Below are 19,148 nucleotides of genomic sequence, written 5' to 3' on the forward strand. Positions count from 1 at the left end.
GGGGAGGGGAGTAACGGGTGGCCGCGCCACTGCAACTGACTCGGATGCACCGCGTTCTCATCGGTGTGGTCGTGGCCGGCGCCGTGATCATCGCCGGTATCGGCTTCGCCGGTTCGTACGCGGCGGTCCGTGAGCTGGCCCTCAAGAAGGGCTTCGGGAACTTCTCCTACGTCTTCCCGATCGGCATCGACGCGGGCATCTGCGTCCTGCTGGCCCTGGACCTGCTCCTCACCTGGATCAGGATCCCGTTCCCCCTGCTCCGTCAGACGGCCTGGCTCCTGACGGCGGCGACGATCGCCTTCAACGGCGCCGCGGCCTGGCCGGATCCGCTCGGTGTCGGCATGCACGCGGTGATCCCGATCCTGTTCGTGGTCGCGGTCGAGGCGGCCCGCCACGCGATCGGCCGGATCGCCGACATCACGGCCGACAAGCACATGGAGGGCGTCCGCCTCACCCGCTGGCTGCTCTCCCCCGTGCCGACGTTCCTCCTGTGGCGCCGGATGAAGCTCTGGGAGCTCCGCTCCTACGACCAGGTCATCAAGCTGGAGCAGGAACGTCTCGTCTACCAGGCCCGCCTGCGCAGCCGCTTCGGCCGGAACTGGCGCAGGAAGGCACCGGTGGAGTCCCTGATGCCGCTCCGACTGGCCCGGTACGGCGTGCCGCTGGCGGAGACCGCACCGGCCGGCCTCGCTGCCGCGGGGATCGAACCGCAGCTGCTCCCACCGCAGCCCGCAGCTCCTGCCGCGCCGGCACCGGAACTGGAGTCCGGGGTCGGCCAGGCCAAGACGCCCACCGAGGCGTCGATGCCGATCGCGGCTGTCGAGGAAGGGCCGAGCCAGTGGTTCGCCACTCCTCAGACCGCGCAGTACAAGGGCGGATACGACCCGAACTACGAGCCGCCCAGGTATACGCCTCCGCAGCAGCCTGCTCGGCAGGAGCCTGCTCCGCAGCCGACGCCCGAGCCTCGCCAGGAGCAGGAGCAGGAGCAGGTGCAGGAGCCGGGGCCGGGGCCGCACGTCCAGGTGCCGAACGGCGCGGGCGGCATGCGCCCCCTGGGCGAAGGCGTAGCGGACGCGGTGCCCTCGGACGAGGACCTGTACCAGGTCTTCCGGTACTCGATAGACGGCGAGGGCATGCCCACACCCGGCGCTTTCGCCGCGAACGTCGAGGCCACGTACGGGCTGCGTCTGCAGTCCCGGGAGCTGAACCAGTACATGGACCAGTTCGCGGGACGTCTCAACAGTGAGCTGCTGGAGGAGCACATCGCTTAGCGAAGCGGCGCGTCTGTGGTCAGCCGGCGACCGTCCAGGTGTCTCCGCCCGCGAGCAGTGCGCCGAGGCGGGAGAGGGCGAAGGCCGTGGTGGGTTACCCGTGTTCCAGCCGGATCACCGCCTCCTGGGCCGACCGGCGATCCTTACCGGATGACCACGCGGTCGACGGGCTTCACCGCCTTCGCCGAGGAATGGGCAGGCACCGCGGGGCTCCTCAGATGCTCGGACTCCGGAAGGACTGGCAGGAACGCGAAGGGGCGGGCCGATCGCCAGGCGGGGGATGGCTGACGACCGACCCTGTCACGGGGTGATTCACAGTCTGTGGAAGCCGTCTGCAAAACCTCTGGACGTCGCCTGGAGGACGGTCGCGCTCAGCTCCAGGCGATCAGGCGGCTGGGGCGCTCCAGTATCGCGGCGATGTCCGCGAGCACCTTGGAGCCAGTTCTCCTCGACCAGATCGTCCGGCGCGCCCGCGAGGGCGGCCAGCGACAGCGTCTGGGCATCCTTGATGTTGGGGACGAGCAGTCCGCGGGGGGGGGGGGAGTGGTCATTGCCATGCGGGGGACTGTCTCAGGCGCGGGAGGGCGTCACAGAAGAACGCCGCCGAGAACCGCTTCGATCATCTCCTGGATCTGCTCGTCGGTAAGCGGCTTGCCATGGCCCAGGTACAGACGCAGGATCACCACACCCGCGAGCAGGTCCACGACGGCGGAGAGGTTGACGTCCTGGCGGACCAGCCCGTCGGTCCGGCCACGGACGAACACCGCCTCGACGGCGTCGTGCCAGGGGCAGACCCACGTGTCCATGTGGCTGGACGGGAAGTTGGGATCGCCGGCCGCCTGAGCCGCGAGGTGCGGCAGGAGCCGCCCCTCGGGCGCGTTGAGCAGCGCGTCCCGAAGCCAGCGCGTCATGGCGAACAGATCCTCGTGAAGGTCGCCGCTGGGCTCGACGTCGAAGTCCGCCATCAGCGCGTCCAGGGCGCCGATGATCATTTCTTCTTTCGTATGCCGGCGTCGGTAGACGGTGGCTCTTCCCGCTCCTGCCCGGCGGGCGACCTGTTCCACGGTCAGCCCCTGGAACCCGGACTCGCCCAGCACTGTCACTGCGGCCCGCGGGATCGCTGGGTCCGCGCGGTGGTTGCGGGGACGCCCGATGGGGCTGGATGCGGCATGTCGATCTTCACGCGCCTCGTACATCTATCCCGTCAGCCTCTCGATATGACCACTGCCGTAGACCGTGCACGCTCCGAACCAATCATCCTACGTGCTCAGTTACGGACGAGGAGGACTCAGCCGAGGTCGGGGCTGCGGCAGGCTGCGACGGCGAGGTAGGCCCCGAAATGCCGGTTGCATCTGGTCGTGTGAAGATGCCCCGCGGAGGCGCGGTCAGCCTGTGCGCAACTCACCCTCCTCCGGAACGGCATGCGCCGATCGACGCAGAACGGAGTGCCGCCCCGACGCCCACTCCTCCTCCGCGCATTCGGTCGCGAAGGTGCGCGTCAGGTCGTCGAACCGGTAGCTGCCGGCCCCTATCCGCTCCAAGAGGCCCAGGTCGGCCAGCAATTCGAGTTGGGCAGCGACCTCGGAGCGGTGCACGCCCAGCAACTGACTGGATTCGGGCACACCGATCATCTCCAGGCCCACCATGCTGAGCAGCCGGAACAGATGGGCCGTCTCGCTCGGCAGACTGCGATAACTGCCGGTCAGCGAGGCACGCACGCTCATCCCGTCGTCGCCCGCGACCGCCAGCAGATCGAGCCGGGCGACCGGGTCCTCATAGAGAGCCGCCAGCCGCTCGGGGCTCGCATAGGGGTCCTCCAGCAATGCCGCGGCGGTGATCCGTATGCCCAGAGGGAGATATCCGCACAGCTCGACCAGCCGCTGGACGGCCGCCCCTTTGCTCCTTTCGCCCGCATCGCCGAGGAGCTTGCCGAGGAGTTCGGTGGCGGGACCGGGAGCGAGCGGCTTGAGTCCGATGCGGTGCGCACCGTACCGCGCGACCAGCCCGCGCTGCGGTCGGCGACTGGTGACGATCACGCACGCCGACCCCTGGGGGATCAACGGCCGGATCTGCTCCATGTCCACCGCGTCGTCCAGCAGGATCAGCATCCGCTTCTCGTGCAGCAGGCTGCGGTACAGCATGGCCCGGCTGTCGAGATCGACGGGCAGGGCCGTCCGGCTGACCCCCAGGCTCTCCAGCAACCTTCCCAGGACGCGGAAGGGGGGGTGCGGACGGTCACCGGTCCCACCGAGGTCCGCGTAGAGCTGCCCGTCCGGGAAGCAGGCCGACGACTCATGTGCCAGTTCCAGAGCCAGGGCGCTCTTGCCCACCCCGGGCGGGCCGTCGATGGCGAAGATGGGGGTGGCCCGGCCCCGCACGGAGTGCGCCAGGCCGAGCAGAGTGCCCACCTGCTCCAACTCCGTGTCGCGTCCGATGAACATATGGGCGCGTGACGGCAGCTGACGTGGACTCAGTCCCGTCCGGGTCACTACGACGCCTTCGCTCTCCGCCGGGGAGGGCGCCTGCACGAGGACCGGGCCGCTCGGCGGTGCCAGCTGCCGCAAGACGCCGTCGTCCACCCTGCCCGCCAGGATTCGGGCGTGCAACTCCTGCAGTTCGGACCCGGGCTCTATGCCGAGTTCGTCGCGCAGGTGGGAACGGGCCTCACCGTACGCCTGGAGGGCGTGAGCCTGCCGGCCGCACCGGTAGAGGGCCAGCATCAGCAGGCAGCGTAACTTTTCGCGCAGGGGTTCCTGCGCGATGGCCTCACTCGTCACCACGATCGCCTCTTCGCTGCGCCCGGCGGCGATCATTCCGGCGATCCAGTCCTCCGCGGCGGAGAAGCGCATCTCGCGCAGCCGGCTTCGCTCCATGGCCGCGAAAGGACCGGGCACTCCGGCAAGCGCCTCCCCGCGCCACAGCCCCAGCGCCTTGCCGAGCGTGTCGAACGCGGCGTCCGACCGCCCCTCCGTGGTCAGACGCCGGGCCTCCGCGAACTGCTGCACGAACTGGGTGGCATCCACCGACTCCAAAGGGAGACGCAGTTCGTAGCCACCCGCCGCAGAGAGCAGAACTCCTCCCGAATCACGTCCGCGGCGTGTGGGGTCCAGGACCCTGCGCAGGCCCGCGATGTAGGTGTGCACACCGTTCAGGGCCGTGTTGGGCGCCATGGGGCCCCACAAGCCGTCGATGATCTGGGCGGGGCCTACGACTGTTCCCCGATGAGTGCTGAGCAGCGCAAGCAGTGCCCGCTGCTTGGGCGGCCCGACGGCTAATTCCTTGTCACCTCGCCAGACTCGGAGTGGGCCGAGAAGCTGAACAGACAGCGAATTTGCTGCAGCCGACATGAATTCCCCCTTGAGACCCCCGACGTGGATGCGTCCTGGGGCGCGACCGATCCACACACGAGGTCAGAGGGGCTTTTGCGAAAGCCCAGCGGTGACACAAGCATCCATCACTCCCCCGCCCACGTGGCAGCATGCCTTGGTCATATTCCGACTTCACTGCACTGATATTCGAGCATATGACATCATCGGCAACAAGACAGTCTTGCGCCACCGTAAATTCCTGTGCGTAACCAGTCATCGCTTGCGTCGCGTCAGCGCGTAGCGACCAGGCGATCTTGCATCGGCAGGCCCTAGTTGTGCTGTTCGGGGACGTTGGTGCCGCCCGCTGGGCAGCCCGCTACCGCCGGCACGGGGCAGCAGGAATGCACCATTGCTTCAGCTGTCCACGCCACAGCCCTCGCAAGACACCGTCCACGGTCGAACGCCAGGTCGTACGGCTGCGGCGCGAGCACCGCATCGGCCCCGTCCGGCCGGCCGCCCGCACCGGCATCGCCGCCTCCACCGACCACCGGATCCTGCACCGTCACGGCCTGCCTGCTCTGGCCGCCACCGACCGGGCCACAAGCGAACCCGTACACCGATACGAACGCTCCCGGCGAACTGGTCCACATCGACGTCGCCTACCTGCACACCGCCCCTTGTAGGGCCGGCGGACCACAGGCCGCGAGATCGCGGTGGCGACGGAGGGTCGACGGCGGGCGGCGGAGAACGCCGTACCGCAGCTCAGGAGCTGCGCGAGGGCAGACGTCAGGCTCAGCGCGAGCCACTGGGGCAACGGCTGCCCAGTAAAAATCCAGATCTCGTCCAGACAACCCCCCGCAGACTGGCATCTGCCCTCGAGTGGCTCAGCCCCCCGACAGCGCCCAGGCTGGGGGCCGACCCACTGCTCCGTCCTTCTAGAGCGATCAACAAGGAGCCACCTGTGTTGGTCGAAACCTCGACTGAGACGGTGAAGGGCGTGGTCCGGGTGACCGTCCGGTCCACTGGTGACGTAGTCCCGGCGATGCGCCTCTCCGAGGCCCCGGCGCAGCTTCGAGGCCGCGCTCAGCCGCCCGACGGCAGGTCAGCTTCTTGTTGACCGGCTGCATGCACTTCCGAATTCAGCCCCATCTCTGACTTCGAACGAATCCAATGCACCCGGTTCCTGACCGTACGGGAGTAGCCTTGCATATCGCATTCATCCACACCCCGATCCCGCTTCGCGAGGTAAAGAATCGGGGCGACTACTGGCGGAGCTTCGACACGCGGTACATCGCCTCACATCCCAACGTTCAGCCCATGCGCAAAATCCTCTGGGAGCTCCCCCACTGGGTTCCCTGGTTGGCCGGTGTTCTCGAGGACGCCGGTTTCGACTCGATGGAAGCCTTGGACTTCTACGGAGACTGCGCGGTTATCGACGGAATGGACGAGGCGAAGATCACCGAGCGCCTGATGAGCCATCCCGCTGACGTCTATCTCTTCTCGCCGATGACCATCAACCTGCCGCAAGCACTGCGCATCGCCGAGATAGTAAAGGGGTTGTACCCGCGGGCGACAACCATCTTCGGCGGTGTGGTGGTGACGCCTCTGTACGAGGAAGTGGCCAGGAATCGCAGCGTGGACTACGTAGTCCGTGATCGCGGTGAGTACGCCCTGCCTGAGTTGCTGATCGCTCTGCGTGACGGCAAAGACCTCGACGGGATCCGCAACATCGTATTCGAGCGCCCCGACGGTGAGTTGGCCGTCGCGAAGCTCAACCCCTACATGCCGGTGGAGAGGATTCCTTTCCCCAAGGTCGACATATTCCCTGAAGACACCGGGCTCGACCTCCGGTACATCCGGCAGAACTACGCGCTGGGATGCCCGTTCACCTGCGACTTCTGCACGATTCAGACCATCGGCAGGAAGCCGGAGTATTTCTCGCCGGAGCGGGTCGTCTCAGAAGTTGCCGCCTATCGCGCACAGTTCGGTGAACATCACCACGTCTACTTCGGTGATGAGACGTTCACTGCGAACACACAGCGCACCTTGGAAATCTGCAGCGCACTGGAAGAGCAGGGGAATATCACCTACGACTGCCAGACGCGCCTCAACTGCCTCAGGGACGAGCGCCTTCCTGACGCGTTGTACCGGAGCGGCTGCCGTTGGCTGGAGATCGGCCTGGAGTCCTCGAGCCCCGAAACCCAGCACGCCTTCAAGCAACACACGAAACTCGACCCGCTCGAGGATACTCTGGCTCGGCTCCGGGATGCCGGCCTCCCCACTTGTTCCTATCTCATAGTGGGCCTGCCCAACGAAAAGCCCGACGCCATGAGGCACACCGTCGAGTGGGCGGCATCCCTCATCGACCGCGGATTGCTTTATGCGTCCTACATATCACTGTTCGTCCCTTACCCGGGTACGCCCATGTTCGACCACCCGGAACGCTACGGGATGAAGTTGCTGCATCGTCAATACGACCTGTACAACGAGGAACTCCCTCCAGTGGTGGACACGAAGTACGCGACGAGCGACGAGGTGTACGAGATCTTCGTCGAGGGCGTGGGGACCCTTGCCGAGGCAATGGGCCGAGCGCCGGCTCACACCTTCGCTCATGCGGATCAGGTTCCCGAACATCGCGCCTACGGGGAGTTTTGGCGAGCCAGCTAGGGCTCGGTCCTCAGGCACATAGATTCCGTACAGGTTTCATCCAGACGCCCTGGTCATACTTGCGCACCGTACCTCTCGAACCGGTGCATCAATCGAGGAACCAACGGAGGACTTAGGAGATGACTAACCAGACACCTTTGCGCGATTCCCCGAGTGATATCGCCGCACTGAGCGAACGGTTCAGCAGGCTGCCCCAGTTCCGCTCGACCAATAGACCATTCATCGTGGACAATCCCTATCACCGGCCCATGAATCCCGGTGCGCTGCTGGAGCTGGACTGGAGGAGCCCTCTTACCGAGGACACCTTCGCATCGAACGACAGCCTCATCGTGAACCGCCTCCTGATGAACATCTACGAGAGCGATGCACTGTTCCTGCCGGAAGCTGGGCTGAAAAAGTTCGAGAGTGAATTCGTCGACTTCTACCACCAGGACAGCAAGGTGCTGGGGGACCGCATACGCCCCGACGCCGAGAACTTTTCCTTCGGTTTCCTGGACGACTCCGTCGGAGTCTCCGGAAAATGGGACGAGGACAGCCTCCGCACCCATCTGCGGCACGCGGTCCACCAGGCCGAACACGGCGGGCGTCCAGTGTTCGATGCGATCCTGTCGGCCCGCGACCTGAAGGTCGCCGCGAGTACCCAGATCGTGCAGATGGCGCTCGACGGTCTGACCGAGGCGACCGCGATGGCGCAGAACCTCGGCGGCGCTTTCGGACCCGAGCAGAGCGAGTTGTTCAAGATATTCGTGGACGAGTTCGGTTACGGCGTATTCTCCGCGAAGCACAGCACCCTTTTCATGGATATGTGCCGCAGTGTGGGTATGTCCACGACGCCGCACCACTACTGGTTCTTCTACCTGCCCACTTCCATCGCGATCAACAACTACTTCTACTGGGCCACCAGGAACAGAACCGGGTTCTTCCGCTACATCGGCGCCATGGCCTTCCTCGAAGCCAGTTTCGCCTCCTTCTTCGTGGAGCTCAACAAGGTGCTCCGTGAGGCATACGGTGAAACCGTCGATACGCGGTACTGCAACGAGCACGCGCATATCGATCAGCACCACGGCCGGATGGCGGTCGAGGATCTGCTGATTCCCCTGGCGCGTAAGCACGGCCCCGTCGCAGCGAAGGGGCTGTTGCAGGGAGTCGAAGAGATCCAGTTGCTCGCCCGCCTGGGCGATGCCGATCTGCTTGCCCAGCTGGCCTGGTACCCGGCGCTCACCGATCAGGTGGCGACAACCGAACGAACCGGCCCTGTCACGGAGATCGACAGCGACACGGCGTTCGACACCGAGGTCGCATCGGCCGACACCCGGATACAGGTGCTCGGCGGGGAAGCGCTGCTCTACAACTCGGCCACCGGGGACCCTCTGCGCGTGCCACAGGGGAAAGCCGTGATCGTACCGGCCGGCCGGCTCTACGGAATCCGTGCCGACCGTCGCACACAGATCACGAAGGAACCGGTCATATGAAGAGAGGCAAGGCCGCGCCCGTGCCACGCACCCGGACGGAGTTCCACCGGGCCGAGCACAACGCGGTCGTCATCGACGGCGAGGTGTATTTCGCCGTGGAACGCGACCACGCGGTCCATGTCCTGAGCAGCCGGTGCCCGCACCGCGGTGGTCCACTGCACCTCGGTGACGTGGAGGGAGGGAAGCTGCGCTGCCCCTGGCACGGCGGCATGTTCCCGATGGCGCGTTTGTGCGACCAATCGCATCCGGCCGTACGAGTCGGAGACACCGTCACGGTGTATCTGCCGACGGGTAAGTCCGAACCAGTCCCGGTCAAGACGATCGTCCGAGCAGGAATGGCGCCCGCGTGAACATGATCACTGCAATCGAGGACGTTGCCGAACCTTTGTCAGCGCGTGAACCGGGGGCCGGCGTGGACGATCACTTCCCGCTGGAACCCTCACACCCTTGCTACATGCTGATGAAGCTCGGCGAAGAAGCCATGGCGCAGCGCCAGTACGAGCGCGCGTACGAGATGTTCGCCGCCGCCGCGCGTGCCGACGCCGGCAGCGGCCGCTTCACCAGGAAGATCAACCGGGCCATGCGGGCCGTGGTGCCTCGGTGGCACTTCAGGATGATGCATGACGCCGAGCGGAGCCGGGCTTATGCCCAGGCGATCGAACAGGTCGTGGGACCGGGCCAACTGGTGCTCGACATCGGCAGCGGGGCAGGGCTGCTCTCCATGCTCGCGGCGCGGGCGGGGGCCGACCAGGTCGTCGCCTGTGAGGCTGTGGACATGGTCGCCGCGGGGGCGCGGGACGTCGTCAAGGCGAATGGATACAGCGACCGGATCACGGTCGTCTCCAGTCCGTCCACCGGCCTGCGCGTGGGATCCGACCTGCCGCGCAAAGCGGATGTTCTGGTCACCGAGATCTTCGACTGTGCGCTGCTCGGAGAGTTCGCGCTGCCGGCTCTGCGCCATGCGCGCCAGGAGCTGCTCAGTCCGGAGGCGGTGGTCCTGCCCAGATCGGGCACGCTGTTCGCACAACTGGTGGAGAGCACTGATCTGCGGTCGATGAACCACATCGGTGAGATCGAGGGCTTTGACTTCAGCTCGTTCACATCACTGGCCTCGCTCGAGTACTTCTCGACGAACTTGGGCAACTACCAGCACCGTGTGCTCACACCGCCGGTGGAGCTGTTCCGGTTCGATTTCGGGGCCGATATCCAGCCGGAGCAGCAGATCGTAGAGGTAGTGCCGCAGGAGAGCGGCAAGGCTCACGCGGTGGTGATGTGGTTCGAGCTCGATCTGGCGCCCGGCATCACGCTGACGAACAACCCGGAGACCTCCGGCTTGCACTGGAAGCAGGCCGTTCAGACCTTCCGGGAGCCAAGGGACTGCCGGTCGGGAGAGCCGCTTGTCCTGCGGGCCACGCACGACATGGAATCCGTGCTCGTCAGTCTCCGCTGAGCTCTGCCGGAGTCGACTCCTGCCGCGTACCCCCCTCACCCGTGAGTGACCGCACCTGTCGCTCTCGAACGCCCTCAATGAAGGAGGACGAACCTTGGAAAACGCCGACCGGTCGACCGGCGACCCCTCATCGCCGGGGGTCCTGCTCGTCATCGGCATGGGCAGCCTGGGGGACCGCGACAGCAGCCCCTACCGAGAGACTCTGCTCGCGGGGATGGCTCGCAGGTACCCGTTGTGGCTGATCGACACGGAGGAGCCCACGTGGCAGCTCCCGTACGCGATCGGCTCGACGCTGCTGACGGGCCGGGGAACCACGCACATGCACCAGGCGGTACGTGAGGCGGCCGCGCAGTGCAACGTGATCGGCGCCTCCTGTCCTGACGAGGGGCTGCTGCTGCCCGCAGCCATCGCCGTCGAGGCCTTGGGGCTGCCGGGTGCCGGCGGAGACGCGGTGGCGGCGTGTCGCGACAAGAAGCTGTCCCGCGAGCGGCTCACCGCGGCGGGACTGCCCCAGCCTCGCCATTCCACGGCGTCGTCGGCCGAAGAACTGGCGGAAGTGGCTGCTGACTTGGGCTATCCGGTGGTGCTCAAGCCTCGTGCACTCGGCGGCAGCGCCGGAGTCATCAAGGTGTCGCACCCGGACGAGGTGGCGAATGCCTACGCGGTGGCCACCGCGGCGAGCTACCCCGGGATCGAGCATTCGGCGAACATCGTGGTGGAGCAGTACCTCGACGGTCCCGAGATCAGCGTCGACGGCTCTGTGTTCGAGGGCAAGTACCAGGCCTACACGATCGCGCACAAGGAGCTGGGCGAGCCGCCCTACTTCGTGGAGACCGGCCATGTGGTGACCGGTGACGACCCGCTGCTCGATGACACGGAACTGCACAACATCCTGGAGCGTGCCCACAAGGCGCTGGGCTTCGACCATGGACTGACGCACAGCGAAATCAAGTTCACCCGGATCGGGCCGGTCGTCATCGAGATCAACGGCCGTCCCGGCGGTGACAACATTCCCCGGCTCGCACTGCTCAGTACGGGCACGGACCTGGGCTGGATCGCGGCGGGCATGGCCGCGGGCCTGGCTCCGGATCCCCCCGTCCGGCGTCCCGGCACGGTCGGCCTCCGCTTCCTGCGGCCGGAGCGGGATTCGCGGCTCGTCGAGTTCCCTGTCCCGGACCCGGGCGATCATCCCGGACTGGTCGAAGCCAAAGTGGTGGTGAAGCCGGGTGACACACTGCGGACGCCGCCCGCGCAATACACCGCCCGCTACGGGTTCCTCATCGCGAAAGCCGCCGACCGCCAGTCCTGCCGGGCTCTGCTCGACCGGCTGGAGGTCAAGGTGGCCGACACCATCCAGTCCGAGCCGTTGAGCTGACCCAACGGTGCGGCCGGACCGTCAACTGCCCCAAGCGACGGTGAGGAAAGAGGAATCGCGGTGACTGAAAAGACCGGTGCGCATGAGGAGGACGCCGGCGACCAGCGAGAATCGCCAGGCGTCTGGACGGCCTTCCGTGAATCCTCGCTGGCGGTCAAGGCGGTGCTGGCCGGGGTGTTCATCAACCGGGTCGGCGGTTTTCTTCAGATCTTCCTCGTGCTGTATCTGACGGCGGAGGGGTACTCGTCCAAAGACGCCGCACTGGCCCTCGGCGTGTACGGGGCGGGGGCGGTGGTCGGCGTGCTGATCGGCGGGCTGCTCGCCGACCGCCTCGGGGCGCGGAACGCGACGGTGCTGAGCATGACCAGCACCGCGGTTCTGGTGGTCTCGGTGCTCTATCTGCCCACGTATGAGACGGTATTGGCCGCCGTCGCGCTGTGCGGGCTGGCGAGCCAGATCTACCGGCCGGCCTCGGCCGCTCTGATGGCGAACCTGACGCCCGACGACCAGCAGATCATGGTTTTCGCCATGTACCGCTTCGCTCTCAATGTGGGAGCCATCGCCGCACCTTTGGTCGGATTCGGGCTCTACCGAGTCAACGGGGGCAGCTACACCCTGCTCTTCTGGGGCGAGGCCTTGATCGCGTTGGGCTACGCCGCCTTCGCCCGCATGGCCCTGTCGACCGCGGAGGCACGGGCATCCGGCACGAAGCCCGAGGAGAGACCGTCCGGCGAGTCCACACCCCAGCGCACCGCCCTGTTGCGGGACTACAGGTTCGGCGTGTACCTGTTCGCCGCGCTGTTCGGGTCCATCGTGTACGCCCAGACGCAGTCCACCCTGCCGCTCGAAGTCAGTGCCGAGGGCATCAACATCTTCTGGTACACGCTTGCCGTTTCGGTCAACGGCCTCATCGTGATCGCCTGCGAACTGCCGTTGACGAAGATCTCCCAGTACTGGCGCTACCGGGTCACCGTGGGGCTGTCCTACGGCCTGATCGCGACGGGCATCGCGCTGTACGGTCTGCCGCTGGGGCCGGCAGTGATCATCTGTGGCACTGTCGTCTGGACCATGGGAGAGATCATCGGTGGCCCCGCGGTGTTCTCGTACCCCGCGGTGGCGAGCCCGCCGCGCCTGCGCGGCCAGTACATCGGCAGCTTCCAGTTCATGTGGGCGCTGGGCGCGGCGGTCGGTCCGGTCATCGGCGGAATCCTGCTCGGGAAGATCGGCCACTCCGTGTGGCCGGTGATGGCCGGCTTCGCCGTGCTGTCGACCGTCCTCGGCGTGTGGTCGGTGGACGAATCGAAGAAGTCCGCACCGGAGGACAAGGCCGTGTCCGAGGACACTGAGTTGCCGCGGTGACGCGAGGAACGGCGAGGCCGCGCGCGTGACGTCGTCCGACGTCGTTCGGCACGAGGAAGGGGGCCCTCCGACAAGGGCCCCCTTCCTGCGTGGCGGCGACTACTCCCCGAGCAGCGCCCGGACCCGCTCCTGCCCCACCGCCAGCAGCAGCGTGGGCAGCCGCGGCCCGGTGTCACGCCCCACCAGCAGGTGGTACAGCAGCGCGAAGAACGACCGCTGCGCGGTCTTGATCTCCGGCGGCAGTTCCTTCGGCGTGGCGTCGGCGGAGAAACCGGCCTGCACCTTCGGCACGCCGTACACCAGGTGCGTCAGCCCGTCGAGCGACCAGTGCTCGGCCAGCCCGTCGAGCAGCAGCCGCAGCGACTGCCGGGAGGCCTCGTCGAGCGACTTCAGCAGCTCGGCGTCGGGCTCGTCCCGCACGATCGTCCGCTGGTCGGCGGGCACGTGCGTGTTGATCCAGGCCTCGGCCCTGTCGTACCGCGGCCGCGCCTCCTCCAGCGAGGTCAGCGGCTGCTCCGGGTCCAGCTCGCTCAGGATCCGCAGCGCCTGGTCCTCGTGCCCGGCGGTGATGTCCGCGACGGACGCCAGCGTCCGGTACGGCAGCGGCCGGGCCGTCCGCGGCAGCTCACCGGCGGCCGTGCCCACCGCACGCGCGTGCGCGGCGGCGTCGGCCGGCAGCGCGCTGCCGTCGGCGACCTTGGCGTCCAGCCGGTCCCACTCGTCGTACAGCCGCTGGATCTCCTGGTCGAAGGCGACCTTGAAGGACTGGTTGGGCCTGCGCCGCGCGTACAGCCAGCGCAGCAGCTGCGGCTCCATGATCTTCAGGGCGTCCGCCGGGGTCGGCACGCCACCCCGCGAGGACGACATCTTCGCCATGCCGCTGATGCCGACGAACGCGTACATCGGCCCGATCGGCTGCTTCCCGCCGAAGATCCCGACGATCTGCCCGCCGACCTGGAACGACGACCCGGGAGACGAGTGGTCCACGCCGCTCGGCTCGAAGACGACGCCTTCGAACGCCCACCGCATCGGCCAGTCGACCTTCCAGACCAGCTTGCCGCGGTTGAACTCGCTCAGCCGGACCGTCTCGGAGAAGCCGCACGCGGTGCAGGCGTACGTCAGCTCCGTGGAGTCGTCGTCGTAGGAGGTGACGGTGGTGAGGTCCTTCTCGCAGTTGCCGCAGTACGGCTTGTACGGGAAGTACCCGGCCGTGCCGGAGCTGCCGTCGTCCTCGCCGGCCGCGCCGGAGCCCTCGGCGGCCTCCAGCTCGGCCTCGTCGACCGGCTTCTGCCCCTGCTGCTTCTTCGCCGGGGCCTTCTTCGTCCGGTACTGGTCGAGGATCGCGTCGATGTCGCCGCGGTGCCTGATCGCGTGCAGGATCTGCTCGCGGTACACGCCGGAGGTGTACTGCGCGGTCTGGCTGATTCCGTCGAACTCCACGCCCAGCTCGGCCAGCGACTCGATCATCGCGGCCTTGAAGTGCTCGGCCCAGTTCGCGTAGGCGGAGCCCTTCGGGGCCGGGACGGACGTCAGCGGCTTGCCGATGTGCTCCTGCCAGGCCTCTTCGTCGACCCCGGCGATGCCCTTGGGCACCTTGCGGTACCGGTCGTAGTCGTCCCAGGAGATCAGGTGCCGCACCTGGTGACCCCGGCGGCGGATCTCGTCCGCGACGAGGTGCGGGGTCATGACCTCGCGCAGGTTCCCGAGGTGGATGGGCCCGGACGGTGAGAGCCCGGACGCGACGACGACGGGTTTGCCCGGGGCCCGACGCTCCGACTCCTCGATGACCTCATCCGCGAAACGGGAGACCCAGTCGGTGGTCTCGGTGCTCTGAGCCACGATCGGCACGTCCTTCTTTCTCCATCGGGCAGCCGGTACGGTCGCACGGCTGACCGCCTCATTGTCCCAGACCCCCGCGCGCCCGGAAAAACGGCTTTACCCACATGGAATACTGGCCGTGTCTATCGATTCCCTCGAGGAGAACGGCACCCTTACCTATGGCCTCGGTCACGTCCCTCAGCGACTCCGTCCACCAGCGCCTCGCGGCGGCCCTGTCGGCGGCTCTGCCGCAGGCCGGCTCCGCGGACCCGCTGCTGCGACGAAGCGACCGGGCCGACTTCCAGGCCAACGGGATCCTGGCCCTCGCGAAGAAGGAGAAGGCGAACCCGCGGGAGCTGGCGACGCAGGTCGTCGCCCAGGTCGAGTCGGGTGACGTGATCAAGGACGTCGAGGTCTCCGGCCCCGGCTTCCTGAACATCACGATCACCGACCGCGCGATCACCGCGAACCTCGCCGCGCGCTACGCGGACGACTCGGGCCGCCTCGGTGTGCCGCACGCCGAGCAGCCGGGCACCACGGTCATCGACTACGCCCAGCCGAACGTGGCGAAGGAGATGCACGTCGGCCACCTGCGCTCCGCCGTGATCGGCGACTCGGTGACGCAGCTGCTGGAGTTCACCGGCGAGAACGTGGTCCGGCGGCACCACATCGGCGACTGGGGCACCCAGTTCGGCATGCTCATCCAGTACCTGGAGGAGCACCCGCACGAGCTGGACCACACGGAGGGCGAGAACCTCCAGGCCTCCGGCGAGCAGGCGATGTCGAACCTGGACCGCCTCTACAAGGCCGCGCGTAAGGTCTTCGACTCCGACGAGGAGTTCAAGACGCGCGCCCGGCGCCGGGTGGTCGACCTGCAGGCGGGCGACCCGAAGACCCTCGCCATGTGGCAGAAGTTCGTGGACGAGTCGAAGATCTACTTCTTCTCCGTCTTCGAGAAGCTGGACATGGAGGTCCGGGACCCCGACATCGTCGGCGAGTCCGGCTACAACGACATGCTCGCGGAGACCTGCCGCCTGCTGGAGGAGTCGGGCGTCGCGGTCCGCTCCGAGGGCGCGCTCTGCGTCTTCTTCGACGACATCAAGGGCCCGGACGGCAACCCGGTCCCGCTGATCGTGCAGAAGTCGGACGGCGGCTACGGCTACGCGGCGACCGACCTGTCGGCGATCCGCGACCGCGTCTTCAACCTGAAGGCGAACACGCTCCTCTACGTCGTCGACGCCCGCCAGTCGCTGCACTTCAAGATGGTGTTCGAGACGGCCCGCCGCGCCGGCTGGCTGAACGAGGACGTGCACGCGGTCCAGCTCGCCTTCGGCACGGTCCTCGGCAAGGACGGCAAGCCGTTCAAGACCCGTGAGGGCGAGACGGTCCGCCTGGTCGACCTCCTCGACGAGGCGATCGACCGCGCGTCGGCGGTGGTCCGGGAGAAGGCCCAGGACCTCTCCGAGGAGGAGATCGCCGAGCGGGGCGCCCAGGTGGGCGTCGGCGCGGTGAAGTACGCGGACCTGTCGACGTCGGCGAACCGCGACTACAAGTTCGACCTGGACCAGATGGTCTCGCTGAACGGCGACACCTCCGTCTACCTCCAGTACGCCTACGCCCGTATCCGGTCGATCCTGCGCAAGGCCGGCGAGGCCCGCCCGGCCGCGCACCCCGAGCTGGAGCTGCACGCGGCGGAGCGCGCCCTGGGCCTGCACGTGGACTCGTTCGCGGCGACGGTGGCGGAGGCGGCGACGGAGCACGCCCCGCACAAGCTGGCGGCGTACCTCTACCAGCTGGCCTCGCTGTACACGACGTTCTACGACAAGTGCCCAGTGCTGAAGGCCGAGACGCCCGAGCAGGTCGAGAACCGCCTGTTCCTCTGCGACGTCACGGCCCGCACGCTCCACCGGGGCATGGCCCTGCTGGGCATCAGGACGCCCGAGCGGCTCTGAGCGCCTGAGCAAAAAGTGCCGCGGCCCGTCCTCTCCCCCGCGGGGAGGACGGGCCGCGGCCGTTCGGTGTTTACCAGTACATGCGCAGGTACGGCCACGACTTCGGGCCGGGCATGCCGTCCACGTCGAGGACCTTGCGGCCGTAGTGGTTGTTGACGGCGGTCTGGAACTGCTTCATGGCCTTCTGGGAGTTCGAGCCGAAGATGCCGTCGACGGTGCCGGTCGGGTAGTTCATCACCTTGAGGATGCACTGGGCCTCGATGCCGGCCTTCGTGACGCTGGTCTTCGACGGAACCACCGTGTTGCCGCTGTAGTAGCCGGCCTCCTTGTGCCCGTTGACGTTCTTGATGGTGCAGGAGTACGCCTGTGCGGAAACCCCTGTGTCGGCAGCCTGCGGCGTTACGGCGGACGCCGTGGCGGGCACGGCGAGGGCCGTGCCGAGGGCCGCCGTGGCGATCAGGAGCGAGACACGCTTGCGGGTCGCGATCATGAGGTTCTCTGCCCTTCGGTTGGACGGCGCCGACCGCTCCGGCCGGCTCGGCAACGAGACTGCGGGACGGGCGGCAAGGGCCGCCACGGTTGCCGCTCAAGTGACGTCCTCGCGGGACGCCCCACGCGCTGACCTGCGGGGACACCGTCCGCCGGGACGGTGTGGCGGGACGGCCGTGATGGCCGGTTGGCTGATTCGGCGCGGAGGCGGGAACCGATGTATGGGGCACGTCGTGGAAGCTGATGCAGAATGCAGCAGAGACGGGGACCGCTGACCACAGTCCACCGTCCACGAACGCGAGTGGGGGGAACATGTCGCGTTGGAAAGGGCTGCCCGAACAACTGGACCCGCGCGTACGCCGGTTGGTGGTGCGATTACGCCGGGTCAAGGACCACAGCGGACTGAGCCTGCGTCAGCTGGCCGCGAAGACGGGCTACAGCACGTCGTCCTGGGAGCGCTATCTGTCCGGCAGGTCGCTCCCGCCCAGGGAGGCCGTCGAGGCGATGGCCCGGCTCGGCGGTGACGACCCCGTCCGGCTGCTCGCGCTGCACGAGGTCGCCACCGAGGCATGGGGGAAGGCGCCGGAGCAGCCGGGCCCACCGGCCTCGACCGACCCGCCCCGCTCGCACGGCCGGGCGCTGCGCGTCACGCTCGTCGCCGGATCGGTGGCCCTGGTGCTGGCCGTGGCCGCCGCGGTCCTGCTGGCGGTACGGCTCACGGACGGCGAGAGCGAGGCGGCGGCGGCCCCTCTGACCTCGTCCGCCTCGACGAGGCCGGGAGCGACGAAGGAGTCGCAGCCGCCCAGGTACACCTGCAAGGCCGAGCGGATCGAGGGCCGTTGGTACGCCGGCAACAGCCGTACGCGGAAGGCCGTCCTGGCGACGGGCAACGCCGGACCGGAGGTGGCCGAGGCACAGTGCCTGCTGCGCGAGGCGGGTCTCTCGCCGGGCGCCGTGGACGGCATCTTCGGCCCGCACACGGAACAGGCGGTCAAGGAGCTGCAGAAGCGGTCCGGCCTGGTGGTGGACGGCATCATCGGCCCGCACACCTGGAAGGCCCTGCGGGAATGACGCGGAACCCGCCGGGCGAGCTGCCACCGGAACGCGCCCGGCTCGTCTGCGCACTGCGGGAGCTGAGGGCGAGCACGGGCCTGAGCCTGGCGGCCCTGGCGACGAAGACCACGTTCAGCAAGTCCTCCTGGGAGCGCTACCTCAACGGCAGGACGCTGCCGCCACGCCAGGCGGTACAGGAGCTGTGCCGCCTGGCGGGCGAGCGGGAGGACCGGTGTCTCGCGCTGTGGGAACTGGCGGAGTCGGAGTGGAGCGGCAGGGCGGCCCCGCCGCGACCGGACCGTGCCGATCGTACGAGCGGTACGGACGATGCGGATGCTGCGAACGATGCGGATGACGCAGACATGGAGGTGAGGCCCGCCGCGGTCGGCCGGGGCCGACTCCTGGCGCTCCTCGCCTCGGTCTGCGCGGTCGCGGCGGGTGGCCTGTCCGTCGCCCTGGTGCTCCTGGCGGGCCAGTCCACCGACTCCCGGCCGTCCCCGCCCCCGTCCGCCGCTCTCGCACCCCGCTGCCGCGGAGCCACGTGCGAGGGCAAGAGCCCCATGACCATGAAGTGCGGCACGACCCCGCTCACCCTCGCCTCGCACCGCACCTCCTCCGGAGCCGACCTCGAACTGCGCTACAGCGACCAGTGCGAAGCCGGCTGGGCCCGGATGTGGAGCACCCGGATAGGCGACCGCCTGGAGCTGTCCGGGGTCGACGGAGGCCGCCCGCACTCCGTCGAGATCACCGACGGCATCGCCGCGCAGTCGTACGTCTTCACCCCGATGACCGAGGCCCGCCCCGGCACGACCGTCCGGGCCTGCTTCCGCCCGGTGACGGGAGGCGCCCGCGAGTGCTTCGAGGCCCGCGTCCGACAGCCGTCGCCGGCATCACGTGGCCGGTAGAACCGGCACCACGCGGCCGGTGGAAACGG

14 protein-coding genes and 1 pseudogene are annotated in these 19,148 nt (G+C 67.8%); 11 read left to right on the forward strand and 4 right to left on the reverse strand.

Going from position 1 to position 19,148, the window contains the following annotated elements; all coding sequences use genetic code 11:
* The first annotated feature begins 17 nt into the window (after positions 1-17).
* Positions 18-1,271, forward strand: a complete 1,254-nt coding sequence (locus ABZ016_RS06870) for a DUF2637 domain-containing protein (protein ID WP_356915456.1) — start codon at positions 18-20, stop codon at positions 1,269-1,271.
* 587 nt (positions 1,272-1,858) lie between these two features.
* On the opposite strand, the gene ABZ016_RS06875 is transcribed toward ABZ016_RS06870, so the two are convergent.
* Complete coding sequence (locus tag ABZ016_RS06875; protein WP_356915457.1) at positions 1,859-2,467, reverse strand: TetR/AcrR family transcriptional regulator; 609 nt, start codon at positions 2,465-2,467, stop codon at positions 1,859-1,861.
* A 189-nt stretch (positions 2,468-2,656) separates the two neighbouring features.
* Entirely contained in the window at positions 2,657-4,618 is a 1,962-nt protein-coding gene (locus ABZ016_RS06880; RefSeq protein WP_356915458.1) for a BTAD domain-containing putative transcriptional regulator, read from the reverse strand.
* 317 nt (positions 4,619-4,935) lie between these two features.
* On the opposite strand from ABZ016_RS06880, the pseudogene ABZ016_RS06885 reads away from it, so the two are divergent.
* The 7 genes and pseudogenes from ABZ016_RS06885 to ABZ016_RS06915 form a co-directional block, all read left to right on the forward strand.
* Positions 4,936-5,236: pseudogene (locus tag ABZ016_RS06885) on the forward strand (IS481 family transposase); the annotation flags it as partial.
* Between the two features lie 546 nt (positions 5,237-5,782).
* Positions 5,783-7,246 carry a radical SAM protein gene (locus tag ABZ016_RS06890; RefSeq protein ID WP_356915459.1) on the forward strand — a complete coding sequence of 488 codons (1,464 nt, stop codon included), beginning with the start codon at positions 5,783-5,785 and terminating at the stop codon, positions 7,244-7,246.
* 119 nt (positions 7,247-7,365) lie between these two features.
* On the forward strand, positions 7,366-8,718 hold the full coding sequence (locus ABZ016_RS06895) for an iron-containing redox enzyme family protein (protein ID WP_356915460.1): 1,353 nt from the start codon (positions 7,366-7,368) through the stop codon (positions 8,716-8,718).
* Positions 8,715-9,068 (forward strand): Rieske (2Fe-2S) protein, encoded by a 354-nt coding sequence (locus tag ABZ016_RS06900; protein WP_356915461.1) that lies wholly within the window; start codon positions 8,715-8,717, stop codon positions 9,066-9,068. Before ABZ016_RS06895 ends, ABZ016_RS06900 begins: the two co-directional genes overlap by 4 nt.
* Positions 9,069-9,070: 2 nt before the next feature.
* A complete protein-coding gene (locus tag ABZ016_RS06905; RefSeq protein WP_356915513.1) occupies positions 9,071-10,168 on the forward strand; it encodes a 50S ribosomal protein L11 methyltransferase in 1,098 nt (365 codons plus the stop codon).
* A gap of 94 nt (positions 10,169-10,262) precedes the next feature.
* On the forward strand, positions 10,263-11,543 hold the full coding sequence (locus ABZ016_RS06910; protein WP_356915462.1) for an ATP-grasp domain-containing protein: 1,281 nt from the start codon (positions 10,263-10,265) through the stop codon (positions 11,541-11,543).
* A 60-nt stretch (positions 11,544-11,603) separates the two neighbouring features.
* The gene (locus ABZ016_RS06915) at positions 11,604-12,902 is read left to right on the forward strand and encodes an MFS transporter (protein ID WP_356915463.1); all 1,299 of its coding nucleotides are present in this window, start codon (positions 11,604-11,606) and stop codon (positions 12,900-12,902) included.
* 99 nt (positions 12,903-13,001) lie between these two features.
* Here the strand turns inward: ABZ016_RS06915 and lysS are convergent, their stop codons facing one another.
* Positions 13,002-14,750, reverse strand: a complete 1,749-nt coding sequence (gene lysS, locus ABZ016_RS06920) for a lysine--tRNA ligase (RefSeq protein ID WP_356915464.1) — start codon at positions 14,748-14,750, stop codon at positions 13,002-13,004.
* 149 nt (positions 14,751-14,899) lie between these two features.
* Between lysS and argS the strand changes: the two genes are divergently transcribed.
* Positions 14,900-16,672, forward strand: a complete 1,773-nt coding sequence (gene argS, locus ABZ016_RS06925) for an arginine--tRNA ligase (protein WP_356915465.1) — start codon at positions 14,900-14,902, stop codon at positions 16,670-16,672.
* Between the two features lie 70 nt (positions 16,673-16,742).
* Here argS and ABZ016_RS06930 read toward each other — a convergent pair whose 3' ends face one another.
* Complete coding sequence (locus ABZ016_RS06930) at positions 16,743-17,162, reverse strand: peptidoglycan-binding domain-containing protein (protein ID WP_356915466.1); 420 nt, start codon at positions 17,160-17,162, stop codon at positions 16,743-16,745.
* Between the two features lie 311 nt (positions 17,163-17,473).
* On the opposite strand from ABZ016_RS06930, the gene ABZ016_RS06935 reads away from it, so the two are divergent.
* A complete protein-coding gene (locus ABZ016_RS06935) occupies positions 17,474-18,232 on the forward strand; it encodes a peptidoglycan-binding protein (protein ID WP_356915467.1) in 759 nt (252 codons plus the stop codon).
* Positions 18,229-19,119, forward strand: a complete 891-nt coding sequence (locus ABZ016_RS06940; RefSeq protein ID WP_356915468.1) for a DUF2690 domain-containing protein — start codon at positions 18,229-18,231, stop codon at positions 19,117-19,119. Before ABZ016_RS06935 ends, ABZ016_RS06940 begins: the two co-directional genes overlap by 4 nt.
* Positions 19,120-19,148: the final 29 nt, after the last annotated feature.

Source organism: Streptomyces sp. NPDC006372, from assembly GCF_040612515.1.
Lineage (GTDB): Bacteria > Actinomycetota > Actinomycetes > Streptomycetales > Streptomycetaceae > Streptomyces.